The sequence below is a fragment of the Streptomyces alanosinicus genome, assembly GCF_014650595.1.
GTDB lineage: Bacteria > Actinomycetota > Actinomycetes > Streptomycetales > Streptomycetaceae > Streptomyces > Streptomyces alanosinicus.
In genome coordinates this window covers 299017-314270 of the sequence record NZ_BMVG01000005.1, presented here as the reverse complement: position 1 = coordinate 314270, position 15254 = coordinate 299017, and the positions used below count along the sequence as shown (strand labels likewise).

The following is a 15254-nucleotide window of genomic DNA, read 5'->3' as shown; positions in this document are numbered from 1 at the left end:
TGCCCTCATGCCCCGCGCAGGCGGACGGCGCGCGGTCTCAGCGCGCCGTACCCGGTGTGTTCGTGCGCAGCCGGGCCCGGATGACCCGCACCGCCGACTCCGCGTTGTCCACGGTGATCGTGAAGGTGTGGCCGTCCCACAGGCGCAGCACGATGCCCTCGCCGCGGCGTACGACGACGGCGGTGCCCTTCTCGGGGCGCCATCGGTAGCCCCAGCCGCCCCAGTGACGCGGTGTGACGAGGGCGGTGAAGTCGGCGCCCGCCACGTGGGAGAGCGGGATACGGCGGCGCGGCAGCCCGATGTGGCCGCAGCGCACCTCAAGTGACTCCTTGTCGAGCCTGAGGTCGACGTGGACGAAGGCGAGCGTGCCGAAGAGGACCAGCAGACCGGCGGCGATGCAGCCCACGACCGACATCACCAGCGGGGCGATACCGGAGGTCCAGGCCGAGTCCACGGCCAGCTCGATCCCGAGCGCCATGCAGGCCGCGCCGACCAGCGCCAGCAGCCACTGGATCCGGTTCGTGGCCCGCCCGGTCCAGACCTCGGGGTGGGGGCCGTCGTCGGTGTGGGGGTGGTCCCTCATGTTTATGAGGTTACTCAGGTTTCGCTGCGCGGGTAGGGCGTGGCGGAGGGTGACCGCCCGGTGTGGGCCGCCCCGTGCCGGAGCGTGCTCCGGTGGCGCCGCACCGTCAGCGGACGGGGCTGACGGCCTGGAGGAATCGGCCTTCGTCGTAGGTCAGCGCCGTGTCCGGGAGCGTGGCCTCGCGACCGCTGAGCAGCACCGTGAGGGTGCTGCGGTCGGCGACGGCGTCCGGGGCCTGCTCCGCGCCGATCCGGCGCAGGGCCTGGGCGGCCACCGCCCCCGCGGTGCCGTGCAGGACGAGCGGCGGGCGGTCCGGCCGCTGGACGGCCGCTCGGATGCGCCCGGCGACCAGTTCGTAGTTGGTGCAGCCGAGGACGACGGTGGTGACGTCCTCGGGGGTGCGGGCGGCGGCCGAGGCGACCGCGGCCTCGATGGCGGCCTCGTCGGCGTGGTGCACCGCGTCCGCGAGGCCGGGGCACGCCACCTCGGTGACGGCGACTCCGGCGGCGAAGTCCTCGATCAGACCGCGCTGGTAGGCGCTTCCGGTGGTGGCGGGGGTCGCCCAGATCGCGACGTGTCCGCCGCCCGCGGCGGCGGGCTTGATCGCGGGGACGGTCCCGATGATCGGCAGGGTCGGTTCGAAGCGGGCCCGCATCTGGGGCAGCGAGTGCACGGACGCGGTGTTGCAGGCGACGATCAGGACATCGGGCTCGTGGGCGGCGGCGGCCTCGGCGACGGCGACGGCCCGCTCCGTGATGTCCTGCGGGGTACGCGGTCCCCAGGGCATCCCGTCCGGGTCCCACGAGAGCACCAGATCCGCGTCGGGCCGCAGCCGCCGTATCGCCGCGGCGGCGGGGAGCAGGCCGATTCCGGAGTCCATGAGCGCGATCTTCACCCGGCCACGATAGACGATCGGGCTTCGCGGCCCCGCCCCGTGGGGCAGACTGCGGGCGTGAGCGCCCTGCTGTGGATCACCGTCGTGTCGCTGGCCGCCTGGTGCTGGCTGCTGCTGTGCCAGGGCTTCTTCTGGCGCACGGACGTACGGCTTCCGCCGCGCCGGGAACCGGACGCCTGGCCGTCGGTCTGTGTGGTGGTACCGGCCCGGGACGAGGCCTGCGTGCTGCCCGCGAGCCTGCCGTCGCTGCTGGCGCAGGACTATCCGGGGCGGGCCGAGGTCTTCCTGGTCGACGACGGGAGCACCGACGGCACCGGGGAGCTGGCCCGCGAGCTGGCCCGGCGGCACGGGGGGCTGCCGCTGACCGTGGGCTCGCCGGGCGAGCCGCCGCCGGGCTGGACGGGCAAGCTGTGGGCGGTACGGCACGGGATCGGCCTGGCACGCGCGCGTGAGCCCGAGTACCTGCTGCTGACGGACGCGGACATCGCGCACGCGCCGGACAGTCTGCGCGCGCTGGTCGCGGCGGCCCGCACCGGGGGCTACGACGTCGTGTCGCAGATGGCGCGGCTGCGGGTGGAGAGCGTGTGGGAGCGCATGGTGGTCCCGGCGTTCGTGTACTTCTTCGCGCAGCTGTATCCCTTCCGGTGGATCGGCCGGAAGGGATCGCGTACGGCCGCGGCGGCGGGCGGTTGTGTCCTGCTGCGCACAGGGACGGCGGAGAAGGCGCGCGTCCCGGACACCATCCGACACGCCGTCATCGACGACGTGGCGCTCGCACGCGCGGTGAAGGGCACGGGCGGGCACGTCTGGCTGGGACTGGCCGACCGGGTGGACAGCGTGCGCCCCTATCCGCGGCTGCGCGACCTGTGGCGGATGGTCTCGCGCAGCGCCTATGCCCAGCTGCGGCACAACCCGCTGCTGCTCCTCGGTACGGTCGCCGGGCTCGCGCTGGTGTACCTGGTGCCGCCCGCCGCGGTGGCCGTGGGGGCCCTGGGCGGCGGTGCGGCGATCGCGCTCGTCGGCGCGGCGGCGTGGACGGTGATGGCCGGGACGTACATGCCGATGCTGCGCTACTACGCCCAGCCGCCCTGGCTCGCTCCGCTGCTGCCGTTCACCGCGCTGCTGTATCTGCTGATGACGGTCGACTCGGCCGTGCAGCACTACCGGGGGCGCGGGGCGGCCTGGAAGGGCCGCACGTACGCGCGTCCCGGCGCCGTGCCGGACGAGGGCTGAGCCCCGTCATTTGCGGCCGGGTGACCAGTTCATGCCCCATCCGTAGGCGCGGTCTATGGTCCGCTGCGGGCTCACCCCGCGATCCGGCACCAGATAGCGGGCCTCGCGCTGTACGACGAGGTCGCCGCCCGTGTTGGTGATGAGGGCGAGCGCGCACACCGTGGAGGGGACGGTGCACTCGTCGAGCGAGAAGTCGATCGGCGCCCCGTGCTGCGGCTGGAGGGTGACGGTGGCGTGCAGGTCGGCGAAGGAGCTGGCGCCTTCGTAGATGGTGACGAAGACGAGGATGCGCCGGAAGTCCTGCCGGTGGTCGAGGTTGACGGTGAGGTTCTCGCCGCTCTCCACGGCACCGGTGCGGTCGTCGCCGTCGAGGTGGATGTACGGCGGCCGGTTGAGCGACCCGAAGGCGTTGCCGAGCGCCTGGACGACCCCTTTGCGGCCGTCGGCGAGTTCGTACAGGGCGCACAGGTCGAGGTCGATGTCTCCCCCTCCGCTCCCGCCGCCCCACCGGCTCCAGCCGGAAGCCTGTTTACGCGTCTGCCAGTTGAGGTTCACGCGCATGGCACCCGAGGTTCCGCCCTGCTTGGCCAGCGAGACCGACGGCGCCGCCTTCGTGAGGGTGACCTTGGACAGCCGGACCGGCTGGGGCGCCGGGGCCGGCGCGGCGGCGGGCGGGGCCAGGGGCGCGGGAGGGCTCATCGGCGCAGGTGGGGCCGTCGGCGCGGGAGGAGCCATGGGCGCGGGAGACATGGTCACCGGCGGCGGGGGCGGCGCGACCGGGGGTGCCGGCGGGGGCGGCGCGACCGGGTGGGGAGCCGGGGGCGGCGTGACCGGATGCGGCGCACCGGCCGCCGTGGCGGGCGCCGCGGCGGGGGCCGCGGTGGGCGACGCCGGGTTCTGGGGTTCGTCCACGGCGATACCGAAGTCCGTTGCCAGGCCTTCGAGTCCGCTGCTGTAGCCCTGGCCGACGGCACGGAATTTCCAGGCGCCCTGGCGGCGGTAGAACTCGCCGAGCACGAAGGCCGTCTCCACGGTCGCGCCGGGGCTGTCGAAGCGGGCGACCGGCCGGCCGCTCGCGGCGTCGGTCACCTCGACGTAGAGGCCGGGGACCTGCCCGAAGGTCCCGCCGTCGGCGGAGGCGGCGAGGACGATCCGCTCGATCGCGCCCTCCACGCGCGCGAGGTCGACGGACAGGATGTCCGTCACGCCCGCGCCGGCCGTCCTCTTGCCCTCGTGGCGCACCGCGCCGGAGGCATGGGCGGGCTGGTTGTAGAAGACGAAGTCGCCGTCGGAGCGGACCTTTCCGGCGGCGAGCAGCAGCGCGGAGGCGTCCGCGTCCGGCACCCCGGGTCCGGAGCGCCAGCCCAGCTCGACTCGCAGCGCCGTGGTCGGTACCGGCGTGTTCGAACCTTTCGGCATGGACATGTGCGCCCCCATCCGTCTCGTCTCACGGGTCTCCCGGTCGTCCCGGTCACCCCTACCCACACAACCTATTCCCGGGCACAGTGAACGCCCGCGACCGGCACGGAAAGATCGTCGGCCAACTGCCGGTAACCCCGCAGGAGCTCGCCTTTTACACGATCAAAACGTCGATCGACGTCCTATTTTGCCAAGTTCGCTAGGATTGGGGATCCCCGGTCACTGCGGACACGGAAAACAACCCTCTTATCGGTCTCCCCAACGAGCACATCGTGGGCTTAACTTATGTGCCATGACCTCCCCCCGCTCCACTTATGGTGGCGGCTACTACTCCGCCTCCTTCCCGGACACCCCGATCTACGACTCGCTCGTGGCCGAGCGTGGCACGCCGCAGATCGCCCCGATCCGGGTCCCCGCCGCCTACGACACGGGCAGCAACCTGCCCGCTCTGCCGTCGGCACTGCCCGCCCTCCCGGCGGCTCCCTCCCCGCAGGCCCCCGCCTACGGCTACCCGCACACGCAGCAGCCCGCGCCGCTGCAGCAGGCCCCTACCGCGTACATCCCGCAGCAGGCGAGCGCGCCGCGCGGCTATCCCGGCCCGCAGGCGCCGCAGCCGCAGCGCCCGATGGGGATGGGCACGGGCTACGAGGCGATGCGCCCGGCCGCGCCGCGGCCCGCCCCGGCTCCCTACCAGGACCCGTACAACAACCAGCAGTACCGGGGCTACTGACCGGCACCCCACCACTGTCGGTGCCTGCTGGCACGATGGCGGCATGGGAAATGCCGAAGTGCGGTCGATTCACGTCCATCCGGTCAAGGCGTTGCGGGGACACGCGCCGCGGGAGGCCGTGGTGGAGCCCTGGGGCCTGGCCGGAGACCGGCGCTGGACACTGATCGACGACGGGGGAAAGGTCGTCACCCAGCGTGAACTGCCGCGCCTCGCGCTGGCCGCCGCCGAGCTTCTGCCCGGCGGCGGCGTTCGTCTGTCCGCGCCCGGCCACTCGCCGCTGACGGTGCCCGAGCCCGAGCCCGCCGGGACCGTGCCGGTGAACATCTTCGGCACGAAGGTCGAGGCGGTCCCCGCGGAGCCGGCCGCGCACGCCTGGTGCAGCGCCTATCTGGGGGCCGACGTCCGCCTGGTGCACATGGACGACCCGGCCGTCCGCCGCCCGGTCGACCCGGAGTACGCCCTGCCCGGCGAGACCGTCAGCTTCGCCGACGGCTACCCCCTGCTGATCGCCACGACGGCCTCCCTCGACGCCCTGAACTCCCTGATCTCGGAGGGCTCCCACGCTCACGAGGGCCCGCTGCCGATGAACCGCTTCCGGCCCAACGTCGTCGTCGCCGGTACCGAGGCCTGGGCCGAGGACCGCTGGTCACGGATCTCCGTCGGCGAGGTCGTCTTCCGTGTCGCGAAGGCGAGCGGGCGCTGTGTCGTCACCACCGTCGACCAGGACACCGCCGCCCGCGGCCGCGAGCCCCTGCGCACCCTGGCGCGGCACCGCAAGGTCGGCACACGGCTGATCTTCGGCCAGAACCTCGTCCCCCTGACCCCCGGCACCATCAGGGTCGGGGACCCGGTCCGGGTGCTCGGCTAGGGCCGGGCCTCCGGGCATTTCCCGATCCGCTTCCGATCCGCTTCTGATCCGCCCGTCGGCGGCTGGACCGCGGCTCGGTGGGGAACCGAGGACGGGTCCCGATCGTTGGAGGACATGAGAGATTCATGAGAAGCCACGTTCGTGACCGTCTGCGGCGGACATGATGTCGCTCTCTCTTGCTCCGGGCCATGGACGCGCGCGTCGGCCCGAGGGCCGGGACGGAGCGGAAGGGGGTGGGGAGATGCGGGCTGTCAGCGGCCTGTGGCGGTGGCGGGAGAATCCACTGCGCCGCGCGACCGATCTGGCCGAGGCGTGGCTGGCGCTCGTGGCGCTGACGCTGATCGCCGTGGCCGCGCCCGTCACCGGCTTCCTGGTCGGCGCCGCCGCCCAGGACTCGCTGCAGCGATCGGTGCGCGCGCAGCACCACACGCGCCACCTGGTCACGGCCACGGTGCTGCGCGACCTGGGCGATGCCCCGCTGGAGACCGACCCCGACACCACGACGGCACGCGAGGCCCATAGCCGTGTCCTCGCGGACTGGACGGCGCCGGACGGCACCCAGCGGCACGGCCCGGCCCTCGCCGACCTCAAGTCACCGCATGCCGGGGACCACTTCGGACTCTGGACGGACCCGCACGGCCGAATAGCGGCCCGTCCGCTGGACTCCCCCACCGCGACGACACACGCCGTGCTGGCCGGGATCGGCGCGGCCCTGCTCGTCACGGGCCTGGTCGAGTGCGGCCGGCGGCTGACCGTGTGGCGCATGGTCCGCAGGCGGTACGCACGCTGGGACCAGGCCTGGGACCGGGCGGGACCGGACTGGGGCAAGGCGGGCACCGGCAGTTGACCGCCTTGCTGCTCTGGTCAACCCACCGTGCACGCACACGCTACGGTGGACCGGCCCCTACGGGGGCGAGCCATCAGTACGACGAGGTGGGGGCACGGCAACGCCATGGCACAGGGCACGGTCCAGGTGACGCACACCGGTACGTCGCGATGGCGGCGCCGCACAGGTGAGTACGTATCGCTCGCCGCCGCCCTGGAGGCCGCCGCCGACGGCGACGTCCTCACCATCGCCCCGGGCACCTACCGGGAGAACCTCGTGGTCCAGCGGGCGGTGACGCTCCGTGGCCCCGAGGGCTCCCCCGGCTCGGTGCGGATCGCGCCCGTGGACGGAGTGCCGCTCACCGTGCGCGCCTCGGCCGTGGTGCACGACGTGCATGTGGAGGGCCAGGACGCGGCGGCGCCCGCACTGCTGGTCGAGGAGGGCACGCCCGAGCTGATGGACGTGCGGATCGTCACCCGGTCCGCGGCGGGCATCGAGGTGCGCGGCGGCGCCCGTCCGACCGTGCGCCGCTGCACCGTCGACAACCCGGCCGGCATCGGCATCGCCGTACTCGACGGCGCGAGCGGGGTGTTCGAGGAGTGCGAGGTCGTCGCGGCCGGACAGGCGGGCGTGGCCGTCCGCGGCGGTGGCCATCCGCGGCTGGACCGCTGCCGGGTGCATCATGCCTCCGGCACCGGGCTGACCGCGACCGGCGAGAACTCCTCGCTGGAGGCCGTGGGTTGTGAGATCTACGAGGTCCGCGGCTCCGGCGTGCAGGTCACCCAGCGGGCGACGGCGCATCTCACCGACTGCGATGTGCACCGCACCACCGCCGACGGTGTCACCCTGGACACGGACGCGGTGCTCACCCTCGCCGACTGCCGTATCCACGACATCCCCGAGAACGCGGTCGATCTGCGCTCCCGCTCCGTGCTCACACTGACCCGGACGACGGTCCGTCAGTTCGGGCGCAACGGCCTGTCGGTGTGGGACCCGGGCACCCGCGTGGACGCCCACCAGTGCGAGATCTTCGACAGCACCGGCGACTATCCGGCGGTGTGGGTCAGCGACGGCGCCACCGCCGTCCTCGACTCCTGCCGGGTGCACGACGTGCCGGACGCCCTGTTCGTGCTGGACCGCGGCTCGCGCGCGGACGTCGTGGACAGCGATCTGTCGCAGGTGCGCAACACGGCGGTGTCGGTGAGCGACGGGGCGACGGCGCAGCTCGACGACTGCCGGATCCGGGAGGCGGCGACCGGAGCGTGGTTCCGCGACCACGGCAGCGGCGGCACGCTGAACAACTGCACCCTGGACGGCACCCAGACCGGCGTCATCGTCACCAAGGGCGCCGACCCGGCCATCGAGCGCTGCACGGTCGACTCCCCCGCCGAGGCCGGCTTCTACGTCTCCGCGGGCGGCCGCGGCAGCTTTCTGAACTGCCGGGTCAGCGGCAGCGCCGGATACGGCTTCCATGTGATCGACGGCTGCCGGGCGACGCTGCGCAGGTGCCGTACGGAACGCTGCGCGCGCGGCGGTTACGAGTTCGCCGACGCGGGCCCCGACGCCGCGTCCGGCACGGGCCCGGTCGTGGAGGACTGCACCAGCGACGAGAGCGCCGGGCTGCGCCCGCCCACGCTGCACGAGACCGCCGTACAGACGAGGGCGCACTCCTCCCCCGGTCTGCTCGGCTCCATCCCCGGGCAGCGCAGCACCGAGCAGGAGCCGCTGATCACCGCCGCCGAGCCCGAGAAGCCGGTGCGGACCTCGAAGGACGTGCTCGGGGAACTCGACGCGCTGGTGGGTCTGGAGAGCGTCAAACGGGAGGTGCGGGCGCTGACCGACATGATCGAGGTGGGCCGGCGCCGGCAGCGGGCCGGCCTGAAGGCGGCCTCGGTCAAGCGGCATCTGGTCTTCACCGGCTCCCCGGGCACCGGCAAGACCACGGTCGCCCGGCTCTACGGCGAGATCCTCGCCTCGCTCGGCGTGCTGGAGAAGGGGCACCTGGTGGAGGTGTCCCGGGTCGATCTGGTCGGCGAGCACATCGGCTCCACGGCGATCCGCACCCAGGAGGCGTTCGAGAAGGCGCGCGGCGGGGTGCTGTTCATCGACGAGGCGTACGCGCTCTCCCCGGAGGACGCCGGACGCGACTTCGGCAAGGAGGCCATCGACACGCTGGTGAAGCTGATGGAGGATCACCGGGACGCGGTGGTGGTGATCGTCGCGGGCTACACGGCGGAGATGGAGCGCTTCCTGTCGGTCAACCCCGGTGTCGCCTCCCGTTTCTCCCGCACGATCACCTTCGGCGACTACGGCCCCGACGAACTGCTGCGGATCGTGGAGCAACAGTCCGACGAGCACGAGTACCGGCTGGCGCCGGGTGCGTCCGAGGCGCTGCTGACGTACTTCACGGCGATCCCGAAGGGCCCGGCGTTCGGCAACGGCCGTACCGCCCGGCAGACGTTCGAAGCGATGGTGGAGCGGCATGCGAGCCGCGTCGCACAGCTCGCGGACCCCAGCACCGACGACCTGACCCTGCTCTTCGCACAGGATCTGCCCCAGCTGCCCTGAGCGCCGGGCTCCGGCCGCTGCCCGGGCAGCCGCGGGCGGAGTCGGCTCAGCAGCCGGGCGCGTTCCCGGGCGAAGGCGGGGTCCGCCTGGTAGTCCCCGTGGCCGAGGATCGGCGCGGGGAGGGGATGCGTGGGCGTGCGGCCGTAGGCGAGCGGGTCCGGCAAGGGGGCGTGATCGACCTCGGGGGTGGTGTCGTCGGGGACGCGGACGGGACCGCCGATGGGGTCGGTGCGCCGGTAGAGGTTGCCCCAGCAGATGACGTCGTGGTGCAGGGCGGCGAGCGCGGGCCGTCCGAAGTGGGCCGGGAACCAGCGGCCGTACAGCCGCTCCAGCGGGGAGCCGTAGGTGAGCAGTGCGATCCGGCCGCGCACGGACGGGGGCAGCTGCCAGGCGGCGGCCGCGGCGAGGACGCTGCCCTGGGAGTGGCCGGAGAGGACCAGGCGGCCCCTGGTGCGCCGGGTCCAGGTGGCCATGCGCCAGGTCAGGTCCGGCACGGCGCGCTCGGCATAGCACGGCGGGGCGAAGGGGTGCGCGGCACGCGGCCAGAAGGTGCCGACGTCCCAGAGGATGCCGATCGTGCGGCGCGCCGAGGCGTCCTTGTAGGCGCGCCGGCCCCAGGTCACGAAGAGTATGAAGCCGAGGCCGACCAGCCACGAACCCAGTGCCTGCGAGGTCTCGGCGACGGCCTGTACCGCGTCGTTGCCGCGGCGGGCGGCCGCGGCGGGAGTCCGCCCCGTGGCGAGCGCACCGGCCAGCGCCCCGGCGCCGAGCACCAGGGTGGTGGCGGCGAGCACGGCGACGACGAGCGGGACCCGGTCGGTGAGGGTGGCCATCGCGCGGATCTGGGCGATGGTGTGGGTACGGCCCGGGTCCTCGGGTTCGCCGGGATGTTCGTGGCGGACCCGCTCGCGTTCGGCGCGGGCCAGCCGGGCGGTGCGCACCCCAGCCCGACGGCGAGCGGCAGCAGGGCCGCGAGGACCGGCGGAATGGCGGACGCCTGCCAGGTCAGCAGGACGGGCGGCCCCGGCAGCAGGGCGCGGGTGCCGTCCAGCCAGTCGGCGACGCGCTGCGCGACCCCGCCGGACATCACGCCGCCCAGCGCACAGGCCAGCAGCGCGACGGCCGGTCCGCTGAGGCCGCGCATCCCGGCGCGTGGATCGGGGCTGCGCCGGTGCCGGTCCCGGGCCACCACGGCGAGCGCGACGACGAGCAGCCCCTGGGCCGGCATGAGGGCGCCGAAGGCCGGATCGCCCGGCAGCCGGCCGGTGGACCGCCAACCGGGCCGGGCCCAGCCGGCGTAGACCAGGGTGAGCAGCAGCAGGGTGAGCGCGCCGAGCGGCAGGCCGCGTACGAGATGCCGGTCGAGTTCCTGGTCGAGGCGGTCCTCGCTGCGGCCCCGGCGGCAGACGGCGCCCACCGCGGCCGCCGCCCAGGCCGGCAGGGCCGCGGTGAGCAGCCGGCTCAGGATGTCCAGGGCGGCGGGCCCGCCGGGCCGGTGGTCGAAGCGGGCCGCCGGGGCGGCCACGGCAGCGGCGACCGTCAGCAGGGCCACGGCGGTGTGTGCCGCGCGCAGCCGGGCCACGAGCCGGCGGCCGTACCAGAAGCCGGGCATGGCCGGTGCGCTGCCGTCGGTGTCCGGTTCGGGGTCGTGGGACATCGGCCGGTGGGACTCGTAGGCGCTCCATGTGCGGTGGGAGAGATACCAGAGCAGTCAGGTCAGGGCCGCCGGCACCAGGGCGGCGAGGGCGAGCCGGCGGCCGGGCGGGCTCCACCAGCTGTCGTGCCCGCCGGGGGCAGTGGACGCCTGGGGCGCGAGGAAGGTCAGCCAGGAATGGCGGCGGGTGCAGTCGTGGACGCCGGCGCACTGCCGGGCCACGAGGTCCAGGGCCACCTCTCAGGCGGCGGCCACCAGCAGCGCGGTCAGGGTGAGCGCGGCCAGCCGTACCAGCAGGCCGTACAGCCGGACGGGGCGGGGCGGGGCGCGGCGGGGGCGCATCCAGTGCGCGAGGTTGATCATCATGAAGGGCAGCAGCACCAGCCAGAGGGCGCGGCTGCTGTCGCCGGAGGTCAGGTGGGACCAGACGTACGCCTCCTGGACGGGTTCGCCGCCGGGGCCTTCCTCGGCCTGGGCGTCCTGGGCGCGCCGGTAGACGGCGGCCGTGTCGTCACCGGTGATCCGGACGGTACGCGGGTCGCCGAGCATCTGCTCGGGTGTGGCCCCGCCCACCCCGTGCACCAGCAGCTCCAGTTCGGCACCCGGGGCAGCAGCGTCGTCGGTCCGCTGCCCGGCCGGGCGTTCCTGTGCGCGGTCCACCGTTGTCGCACCCCCGTGACGCGCCGAAGGCATGCGTCGCTGCGGGCTTCAGGTTGTCCGCCCCGATGGGGATGTACACCCCTCGTCGTGATATATCCCCCATCCGTGTGACGATGGCCGGGACGGCAGGAGCGGACCGTGACATGCGCGCATCGTGACAGGTGGTGGCGCAACCCGTACCGACCCGTGAAAGGATGGGGCGCCCGCGCATCTCCGGACGGACGGTTCCTCCTGGTCGGCGGCGGTGCGCCGGGTGTGTCGGACGGATGACGGCGAAAGGACCGGAGCGTACGTGAGCGAGAATCAGAACCTCCTCGCGGAGCAGCGTCGCGCCCTGATCCTGGACGAGGTCCGGCGCCGGGGCGGTGTGCGTGTCAACGAACTGACCCGCAAGCTCGGCGTGTCGGACATGACGGTGCGTCGCGACCTGGACTCCCTCGCCCGGCAGGGCGTGCTGGAGAAGGTGCACGGCGGCGCGGTGCCCGTGGTCGAGGCCAGCACCCATGAGCCGGGCTTCGAGGCCAAGTCGGGTCTGGAGCTGACGGCCAAGGAGGACATCGCACGGGCCGCCGCCCGCCTGGTCACCCCGGGCACGGCGATCGCCCTGTCCGGCGGTACGACGACGTACGCGCTCGCGCAGCATCTGCTGGAGGTGCCGGATCTGACCGTGGTGACGAACTCGGTGCGGGTGGCGGACGTCTTCCACGCGGCGCAGCGCACTTCGGGCCAGCGGCAGGGGGCGGCGACGGTGGTGCTGACCGGCGGGGTGCGCACCCCTTCGGACTCGCTGGTGGGACCGGTGGCCGACCAGGCGATCGCCGCCCTCCACTTCGATCTGCTGTTCCTCGGGGTGCACGGCATATCGGTCGAGGCCGGTCTGTCCACGCCGAACCTCGCGGAGGCGGAGACGAACCGGCGGCTGGTGCACTCCGCGCGCCGGGTCGTGGTGGTCGCCGACCACACCAAGTGGGGCACGGTGGGCCTGAGTTCGTTCGCCACGCTGGAGCAGGTGGACACGCTGGTGACCGACGCGGGCCTGCCGACCGACGCGCGCGCGGAGATCGCGGAGCACCTGCGGGTGGTTGTGGCGGGCGAGCCCACGGAAGACGACACAGACATCTGAGAATCCGTCAGCTATGGTGGCCCCCGCCCGGTCGACCGCCCTGCGGGAGTGGCACAAGGGGGTTCACAGTCCATGGCTCGTCGTCTGCGCCCGGTGGACATCGACTTCGTCGGGGTCGCACCCGTCCGTCTGGTCTTCGCGCGGGAGATGTCCGCGCCGCCCGAGCAGGTCTTCCACGCCCTGGCCGAGGACGTGCCCGGCCTGTCGCGGTGGTTCGCGGCGGTGGCGTCCGCCCGCGTCACCGACGGCGGCGCGGGGCGAGAGATCCGGCTCCGGGGCGGGATCCGGTTCGCGGAGACGATCCTCGTGGCGAAGGCGCCCGAGGTGTACGCCTACCGGGTCGACACCACGAACGCGCCGGGCGTCCGCGCCCTGGCCGAGGAGTGGCGGCTGACTCCCCGGGGCACCGGCACACTCGTGCGCTGGACCTTCGCCGCCGATGGGACGGCGCCGCTCCGGTTCGTCCTCACGGTGGCCCGGGCGGGCCTGGGCCACGCCTTCCGCAGGGCGGTGACGTCCTTGGACCGGCGCCTGACGGGACGCTGATCAGCCGGTGCTGCGGGCGTGGTGCGCCTCGGTCACGACCGCGGTCATCAGTTCCGCGTCCAGTGCGGAGACATCGGCCAGACGCGAGGCGGCGGACAGCGAGTTGAGGAGCGTCTTGGTGACCCGCAGCGCCGCCTGGGGGCGGCGGACGATGGGCCTGGCCCACTCGTCGACGGCCGCGTCCAGCTCGTGAGCGGGGACGACCCGCTGCAGGATCGACAGGGACCGGGCCTCCGCCGCGGTGACGGCCCGGCCGGTGAGGACGATGTCGCGGACGTGGGCGGCGCCGACCTCGCTGATGAGGCGGGGCAGCAGGCCGCCCCAAGCGGTGGGCAGCCCGAGCGCGAGTTCGGGCAGGCGGAAGGTGGCCTCCTCGGAGCCGACCCGCAGATCGCAGGCGAGGGCCAGGGCGAAGCCCGCCCCGACGGCCTTTCCGTGGACGCGGGCGATGGTGACGGCCGGGTTCGTGGTCAGGGCGTCGCAGACGCGTCGCGCCTTGATCCCCGTCCTGCGGATGTCACTGCCCAGGGGGTCATGGGCGAGCTGCCGGGTGAACTCGCCGCGGTCCCCGCCGAGACAGAAGTCGTCGCCGCTGCCGGCGAGTACGACCACCCGGACCGCCGGGTCCTGGTCCTGGAGCACCGCGAGGAGGTCGTCCAGCAGGGCGTCGGTGACCGTGTTGCCCGCTTCGGGGGTGTGCAGCTCGATGGTGAGGACGGGGCCTTCCCGGTGGGTCCGCAGTGTCCGCGGTACGGCGCCGGTGGGGAGAGTCGTCACGGGCAGGGCAGTCATCTCGTCACTCTCAGGGAGGTGATGCGCCGGAAGACCATCCGGTTCGCATACGTCGGGCCTGCGACGGGGCGCAGGGTGGGGAATCGATCCAGCAGCTGGGTGAGCAGCAGCCGGGCCTCCATACGGGCCAGGGCCGTGCCGAGGCAGTAGTGGGCGCCGCCGCCGAAGGTGAGGTGGCCGCCCTTGCGGCGGATGTCGAAGACGTGGGGGTTCGGGTTGCGGCGCGGGTCGTGGTTGGCGGCGCCGTAGAGGACGTGGACGGTGGTGTCCTTGGCGATGGGGACGCCCGCGAGCACGGTGTCCTCCGCCGCGAAGCGGGAGTTGAGGTGGATCGGCGGGTCGTAGCGCAGCACCTCGTCGATCGCGTCGTCGACATGCTCGGGGTGCCGGCGCAGCCAGTCGGCCCGGGCGGGGTCCTGGGTCACGAACCACACGGCGTTGGTCAGCAGGGTCGCCGTGGTCTCCAGGGACGCGATGGTGATGAACATCGTCAGGTCGTACAGCATCTGGTCGGCCGCCGCCCGGTCGTCGGGGTACTGGGCGTCCCAGTAGCGGATCCAGCCGGTGAGGACGTCGTCGCCGGGGTGGGCGCGGCGGTGGGCGACGAGACCGGTGAAGAAGTCCCGCATCTCCAGGGTGGCCTGGGCCGAGATCCCCAGTTCGCTCCTGGTGGGCGACAGTTCCTGCGCGTGGACCTGACGGTGGGTGAAGTCCAGGATGTGGGGGTAGTGCTCGGCCGGGATGCCGAGCCAGTGGCCGACGGTCTGGATGGGCAGCCGGTCGCCGACCGTGGTGGCGAAGTCGGCTTCGCCGTGGGCGCGCAGCAGCAGGCCGAGCCGGTCCAGCAACCCGGTGACATGGGAGGTGATCTGGGGCTGCATGACGTCGAGGGTGCCCCGGTCGAAGAGGTTGCCCAGGGCCCGCCGCTGGAAGGTGTGCGTGGGCGGGTTGAGACGGGAGAGCGTCCGCGTCATCTCCCGGGTCGCCGGGTCCTGCCAGCGTGTCATGCCGGAACGGCGTTCCTGCCAGGCGAAGTCCGGCACGAGCCAGTCCCTGCCGCGCAGGATCTGGTCGCAGGCCTCGAATCCGGTCACGAAGTACCCGCCCCAGGGAGCGGGCACCACCTCACCGAGTGCGCGCAGTTCGTCCCAGACGGAAAAGGGGTCGGCCTGTCCCTCGTCCGAACGGAGGCGACGAAGGAGGGGCATGACGGCTCGGCGGTCGATGGTGGTACCGCGTATGACGCCAACGGCGGTCACGCGAAGCTCCTCTGCGGCTGGGCGTTACCGATACCGCCGGAACCTACCCTTCCCCTCTCCCTTGTCATGCGCCTCTCAGTGTTGCTCCCGTCACATGC

The 15254-nt window shown here is 73.3% G+C and carries 12 protein-coding genes and 1 pseudogene; 7 read left to right on the top strand and 6 right to left on the bottom strand.

Annotated features, from left to right (window positions below; all coding sequences use genetic code 11):
- Positions 1-37: 37 nt before the first annotated feature.
- Positions 38-583 (bottom strand): hypothetical protein, encoded by a 546-nt coding sequence (locus IE277_RS14495; RefSeq protein ID WP_189952322.1) that lies wholly within the window; start codon positions 581-583, stop codon positions 38-40.
- 106 nt (positions 584-689) lie between these two features.
- A complete protein-coding gene (locus IE277_RS14490; RefSeq protein WP_189952320.1) occupies positions 690-1478 on the bottom strand; it encodes a glutamate racemase in 789 nt (262 codons plus the stop codon).
- Between the two features lie 39 nt (positions 1479-1517).
- On the opposite strand from IE277_RS14490, the gene IE277_RS14485 reads away from it, so the two are divergent.
- On the top strand, positions 1518-2711 hold the full coding sequence (locus IE277_RS14485) for a glycosyltransferase (RefSeq protein ID WP_373310779.1): 1194 nt from the start codon (positions 1518-1520) through the stop codon (positions 2709-2711).
- Between the two features lie 6 nt (positions 2712-2717).
- Here IE277_RS14485 and IE277_RS14480 read toward each other — a convergent pair whose 3' ends face one another.
- A complete protein-coding gene (locus IE277_RS14480) occupies positions 2718-4130 on the bottom strand; it encodes a TerD family protein (RefSeq protein WP_189952578.1) in 1413 nt (470 codons plus the stop codon).
- Between the two features lie 292 nt (positions 4131-4422).
- On the opposite strand from IE277_RS14480, the gene IE277_RS14475 reads away from it, so the two are divergent.
- From IE277_RS14475 to IE277_RS14460, 4 genes are all read left to right on the top strand, one after another.
- The gene (locus IE277_RS14475; RefSeq protein WP_189952316.1) at positions 4423-4860 is read left to right on the top strand and encodes a DUF6643 family protein; all 438 of its coding nucleotides are present in this window, start codon (positions 4423-4425) and stop codon (positions 4858-4860) included.
- A gap of 43 nt (positions 4861-4903) precedes the next feature.
- Positions 4904-5728: an MOSC domain-containing protein gene (locus tag IE277_RS14470; RefSeq protein ID WP_189952314.1), complete on the top strand. Its 825-nt coding sequence runs from the start codon at positions 4904-4906 to the stop codon at positions 5726-5728.
- A gap of 241 nt (positions 5729-5969) precedes the next feature.
- Positions 5970-6575, top strand: coding sequence for an Rv1733c family protein (locus tag IE277_RS14465; protein WP_189952312.1), 606 nt, complete (start codon positions 5970-5972; stop codon positions 6573-6575).
- A 105-nt stretch (positions 6576-6680) separates the two neighbouring features.
- On the top strand, positions 6681-9122 hold the full coding sequence (locus tag IE277_RS14460; RefSeq protein ID WP_189952310.1) for a right-handed parallel beta-helix repeat-containing protein: 2442 nt from the start codon (positions 6681-6683) through the stop codon (positions 9120-9122).
- Here IE277_RS14460 and IE277_RS14455 read toward each other — a convergent pair.
- Positions 9116-11436: pseudogene (locus IE277_RS14455) on the bottom strand (hypothetical protein); the annotation flags it as partial. The gene IE277_RS14460 and the pseudogene IE277_RS14455 sit on opposite strands and share 7 nt — an antisense overlap.
- A 292-nt stretch (positions 11437-11728) precedes the next feature.
- On the opposite strand from IE277_RS14455, the gene IE277_RS14450 reads away from it, so the two are divergent.
- Positions 11729-12559 carry a DeoR/GlpR family DNA-binding transcription regulator gene (locus tag IE277_RS14450; protein WP_189952308.1) on the top strand — a complete coding sequence of 277 codons (831 nt, stop codon included), beginning with the start codon at positions 11729-11731 and terminating at the stop codon, positions 12557-12559.
- A 72-nt stretch (positions 12560-12631) separates the two neighbouring features.
- Positions 12632-13105, top strand: coding sequence for an SRPBCC family protein (locus tag IE277_RS14445; protein WP_189952305.1), 474 nt, complete (start codon positions 12632-12634; stop codon positions 13103-13105).
- Here the strand turns inward: IE277_RS14445 and IE277_RS14440 are convergent, their stop codons facing one another.
- Both IE277_RS14440 and IE277_RS14435 read right to left on the bottom strand, forming a co-directional pair.
- Positions 13106-13897, bottom strand: coding sequence for an enoyl-CoA hydratase/isomerase family protein (locus IE277_RS14440; protein ID WP_189952303.1), 792 nt, complete (start codon positions 13895-13897; stop codon positions 13106-13108).
- The gene (locus tag IE277_RS14435) at positions 13894-15156 is read right to left on the bottom strand and encodes a cytochrome P450 (RefSeq protein ID WP_189952301.1); all 1263 of its coding nucleotides are present in this window, start codon (positions 15154-15156) and stop codon (positions 13894-13896) included. Before IE277_RS14435 ends, IE277_RS14440 begins: the two co-directional genes overlap by 4 nt.
- Positions 15157-15254: the final 98 nt, after the last annotated feature.

What these genes read in the sequence shown, in the direction of transcription:
- IE277_RS14495 (WP_189952322.1), bottom strand. Translation starts at nt 583, where the DNA reads ATGAGGGACCACCCCCACACCGACGACGGCCCCCACCCCGAGGTCTGG.
- IE277_RS14480 (WP_189952578.1), bottom strand. Translation starts at nt 4,130, where the DNA reads ATGCCGAAAGGTTCGAACACGCCGGTACCGACCACGGCGCTGCGAGTC.
- IE277_RS14475 (WP_189952316.1), top strand. Translation starts at nt 4,423, where the DNA reads ATGACCTCCCCCCGCTCCACTTATGGTGGCGGCTACTACTCCGCCTCC.
- IE277_RS14470 (WP_189952314.1), top strand. Translation starts at nt 4,904, where the DNA reads ATGGGAAATGCCGAAGTGCGGTCGATTCACGTCCATCCGGTCAAGGCG.
- IE277_RS14465 (WP_189952312.1), top strand. Translation starts at nt 5,970, where the DNA reads ATGCGGGCTGTCAGCGGCCTGTGGCGGTGGCGGGAGAATCCACTGCGC.
- IE277_RS14460 (WP_189952310.1), top strand. Translation starts at nt 6,681, where the DNA reads ATGGCACAGGGCACGGTCCAGGTGACGCACACCGGTACGTCGCGATGG.
- IE277_RS14445 (WP_189952305.1), top strand. Translation starts at nt 12,632, where the DNA reads ATGGCTCGTCGTCTGCGCCCGGTGGACATCGACTTCGTCGGGGTCGCA.
- IE277_RS14440 (WP_189952303.1), bottom strand. Translation starts at nt 13,897, where the DNA reads ATGACTGCCCTGCCCGTGACGACTCTCCCCACCGGCGCCGTACCGCGG.